The 4,381-nt window shown below is 53.2% G+C and carries 5 protein-coding genes; all 5 read left to right on the plus strand.

What is annotated here, in order from left to right; genetic code table 11:
* A partial coding sequence (locus MLE19_RS22625; RefSeq protein ID WP_240718406.1) for an aromatic-ring-hydroxylating dioxygenase subunit beta occupies window positions 1–397 on the plus strand: 397 nt, incomplete at its 5' end.
* Between the two features lie 24 nt (window positions 398–421).
* Entirely contained in the window at window positions 422–1,447 is a 1,026-nt protein-coding gene (gene benC, locus MLE19_RS22630) for a benzoate 1,2-dioxygenase electron transfer component BenC (protein WP_240720587.1), read from the plus strand.
* A complete protein-coding gene (gene benD, locus MLE19_RS22635) occupies window positions 1,444–2,229 on the plus strand; it encodes a benzoate diol dehydrogenase BenD (RefSeq protein WP_240720588.1) in 786 nt (261 codons plus the stop codon). The genes benC and benD overlap by 4 nt, the downstream gene beginning before the upstream one ends.
* Before the next feature lie 71 nt (window positions 2,230–2,300).
* A complete protein-coding gene (locus MLE19_RS22640) occupies window positions 2,301–3,545 on the plus strand; it encodes a benzoate/H(+) symporter BenE family transporter (protein WP_240720589.1) in 1,245 nt (414 codons plus the stop codon).
* A gap of 539 nt (window positions 3,546–4,084) precedes the next feature.
* Window positions 4,085–4,381 (plus strand): dioxygenase (locus tag MLE19_RS22645; protein WP_276322550.1); only part of this gene is annotated, 297 nt, incomplete at its 3' end.

Here is a 4,381-nt window from a genome sequence, read left to right on the forward strand (position 1 = left end):
CCGTAAGGACGCCGAGTTCTGGATGCCCGCCTGGGACGACGACGACCAGCTCACCCGCGACCCGCACAGCGAGATCTCGTTGATCTACTACCCCAACCGCGACGGGCTGGAAGACCGGGTGTACCGGATCAAGACCGAACGCAGCGGGGCCAGTACGCCTGAGCCGCGCACCACCCACCAGGTGACCAACCTGGAAATCCTGTCGCAAGACGGTGACACGGTGGAACTGCGCTTTAACTGGCACACGCTCAACCACCGTTACAAGAAGACCGACAGCTTCTTCGGCACGTGCTTCTACACCCTGGACGTGTCGGGAGAGAGCCCGTTAATCACAAGAAAAGTCGTGCAGCTGAATAACGACTATATCCATCAGGTCATTGACGTGTATCACGTGTGACCTGATAGGAAAGGAGAGTTAACCATGAGCTATACCATAGCCCTCAACTTCGAAGATGGCGTCACCCGCTTCATTGGCTGTAAAGAGGGAGAAACCGTTCTCGACGCCGCTTACCGGCAAAAAGTTAACCTGCCGATGGACTGCTCCGACGGCGTATGTGGTACCTGTAAAGGCCACTGCGAGCAGGGCGAATTCGACATGGGTGACGAATACCTGGAAGACGCGCTTTCTGACGAAGAAGCTGCAGAAGGCCAAGTGCTCACGTGTCAGATGGTGCCTTCTTCGGACTGCGTTATCCAAGTGCCCGTAGCCTCCACGCTGTGTAAAACACAGGTAGGCAAGGTTGAAGGCACGGTTACCGCGGTTGAGCAACTCTCTGAAGATAGCATTGAGCTAGCGGTTGAACTGGATGATGAGGAAGGCCTTGCCTTTTTACCGGGGCAATATATCCATATTGATGTGCCCGGTACAGAGGTACACCGCTCCTACTCCTTTAGCTCACAGCCGGGGGAGAAGCGCGCCACTTTCTTGATCCGTAACATTCCCAATGGGGTAATGAGCGGTTATCTAACTGAGCGTGCCGCAGTGGGCGAAAAGCTTACTCTGACTGGGCCGCTGGGTAGCTTCTACTTGCGCGAAGTGAAACGCCCGGTGTTGATGCTGGCTGGCGGCACGGGACTGGCACCGTTCTTGTCTATGTTGGCGCAATTGGTTGAGAAAGGCTGTGACGCACCCATCCATATGATATATGGCGTCAATAAAGACGATCACTTGGTCAAAACCGACGCCTTAGACGCCTTTGCTGAGAAACTGCCAAGCTTCAGCTACGCCACGGTGGTGGTGGATGAGTCCAGCGAGCATCCGCTTAAAGGGTATGTGACCCACCACATGGACGCTGCTGTCATGCATGACGGTGATGTGGACGTTTACCTGTGTGGCCCGCCTCCAATGGTCGATGCCGTGCTGAAATACTTTGACGCGGAAGGCATTGAGCCACAGAGCTTTCACTACGAGAAGTTCACCCCCAATGAAGCAGGGAGTACATCATGACACACCGCTTTCAAGGCAAAGTGATGGTGATTACCGGTGCCGCTCAGGGAATTGGGCGGCGAGTTGCTGAACGCGCAGCCGCGGAAGAGGCACGTTTAGTTCTGGTAGATCGCGATGATTACATCCATGAAGTGGTGGCTGGAATCAGTCAGCAGGGGTGTGAAGTGATCGCGGTACAAGCGGATCTAGAGACCTGTGATGGTGCCGAGAAAGTGATTCAGGAGACGCTCTCTCACTTTGGCCGTATCGATATTCTAGTGAACAACGTAGGTGGTGCAATTAACTTTAAGCCGTTTACCGAGTTCACTGAAGCGCAAGTTATTGCAGAGATTAACCGCTCTTTAATGCCCACGCTTTGGTGCTGCCGCGTGGTACTGCCGACCATGGTAGCGCAGGGTAGCGGCGTGATCGTCAATGTTTCTTCCGTAGCGGCGCGGGGCATTCACCGGATCCCTTACTCGGCAGCCAAGGGTGGGGTCAATGCGCTGACCGAGTCACTGGCTTTCGAATACGCTGATGCTGGCATCCGCGTGGCGGCCGCTGCCATCGGTGGCACTGAAGCACCGCCGCGCCGTATCTCCCGCGGCACGCCCGAGCCTCGCAACGAGACCGAACGGGCATGGTTCCAGGCTCATATCGACCAGACCAAGCAGAGCTGCCTGATGAAACGCTACGGCACGCTCGACGAGATGGCTGCGCCGATTCTGTTCCTGGCCTCCGATGAGGCGAGCTACATCACCGGCAGCGTGCTGCCAGTGGGCGGTGGTGACCAGGGCTATTAGCAGATTAACTAAGATAATTCTAAAGAAGTATTAATGATAACTCTAAGTAAAGTAATCCCCTGGAGAAAACCGTGAAACATATTGAGAAAGGCGTCAGCCTCAGGCATGCGCCCCGCGATTTCCTACGCGACCTCAATGTCGATAATGCCAGTACAGGCTTAGTCGCCGGTATTTTAGGGCTCAGCGTTGGGGTCGTTCACATCAGTGCTGGCACGTCTGCGGGTCTAGACTCCTCCTTTATTATGCTCTGGGTCATCAGCTACTTGATGATCAATGGCTTGTTTGGGCTTTTCATGCCAGCTTACTACCGCTTGCCGCTGCCGATGGCCAACTCCATTCCCGGTGCTTTGATGTTCGCAGCGGTCATCCCTGTTATAGGGCTGGAGGCCGCGCTAGGGGCGAGTTTGATTGCCGGTGCTATCACGCTGGTCGCTGGTGTGACCGGGGTGATGGGTATTGTGATGCGGCTAATCCCTATGCCGATTGTCATGGGCATGGTGGGCGGTATGCTGTTGAGTTTTGGACTCAATATGGTGAAGCCTCTGGAGAGTGCTATTGTTCCAGCCTCTATCATGATTCTGGCTTTCTTCTTTTCTGCACGGCTGTTTCGTAAGGTTCCGCCCCTGATTGTGGCGATGTTAGCTGGAATTCTGTACCTAATAGCGACCGGTGTGGACCTTTCCGGTATTGAGGCGACGATCCGTTTCCCCGAGTTCATTGTCCCAGAATTCACGTTGGGTGCCTTTCTAACGTACGGTTTGCCTCTTGCCATCATCCTGGTAGGAATGGAGACACCTGCGGGCGTCGGTTTAGTAAAAGGGATGGGTTATAAAGAAGTACCCGCTAATGCGATCACGGCGGTGGGCGGCATAGGCACCATGGTGTCGGCCTTTTTCAATTTGCACAGTACCTGCATTGCCGCGCCCATGACCGGTGTCTGCGCCTCACCGGAAGCTGGGTCTCATGATAAACGTTGGGTAGCGGCGGTAATTGCTGGGGCTATTTTCGTGGTTGCTGCGCCTTTTTACGGTTATGTGGTCAGCCTATTGGAGGCAACTCCGCGCTACTTTATTGCCATTATCGCCGGACTGGCACTTATGCGCGTGATCACCTCGTCGATGTCCATCGCATTCTCTGGCAAGAAACATGAAATAGGTGCGCTATTTGCCTTTCTAATTGCTGCTTCTGGCATCCAGATGCTTGGGATAGGTGCCACTTTTTGGGCGTTAGTACTGGGCGTCGTTGTCTCGGCAATCTTCGAAACCAAGGACTTCGAGTTCATCTTCATTCGCGAGGCTGCCAAGAAGAGCGGCTAGACCCCCACGCAACGTTAGCAATTTGATAATGGTTATCCTCGTTGGCCCGTATCCGCTTTTGCAGTACGGGCCTTTTTTGTGCGCTGCTTCCTTTTTTATTGCCTCTTATTCTTTTGTCGTAAGTGGAAGTCGATAGTTACTCCTTTGGATCAGGAGTAGGGAACGTTATGCCCTACAAAAACCGTGATATCGATTTAAAGCGTAAATAAAAGACAATTTAGATTGAAGGTTGTTAGTCATCTCATTCTCTCCATTTGAAAATTTTTCTTTATAAATAAAGGATTAAGAGTTTTTTTACGTTAATCACTTAGATAGTTGAAAGGAAGAATATCAATCCAGTCGAGATACCTATGAAGTATGGAAAGGTACTCAAACGATATTGGTCCAGTGGGTATGGACTGGACGATATTGGGGGCGAACACAACAACAACTGTCGTCTTTAGGCCCTAGATAGACGTTTCTTCATCTTCCCCTTGAATGCACTTTCGCTATCGCCGGGCACCAAGACAACGATAAAAATCCAACGATAGGGTTACACCATGACCGTGAAGATATTCGATACGCCTGAGGTTCAGGACTTCATCAACACCGTGGCCGGCTTCGATCAAACCGGCGGTAACGACCGCGCCAAGCAAATCGTCCACCGCCTGGTCGGTGACCTGTTCAAGCTGATCGACGATTTCGATGTCACCGAAGAAGAGTACTGGGCGGGCGTCAACCTGCTCAATGCCCTGGGCAGCCAGACCCAGTTCGGTCTGCTTTCGCCCGGGCTCGGCTTTGACCACTTCCTCGATATGCGCCAGGACGCCATCGACGCCGAAGCCCAGCGCACCGGT

This window comes from Vreelandella neptunia (assembly GCF_022489065.1).
GTDB lineage: Bacteria > Pseudomonadota > Gammaproteobacteria > Pseudomonadales > Halomonadaceae > Vreelandella > Vreelandella neptunia_A.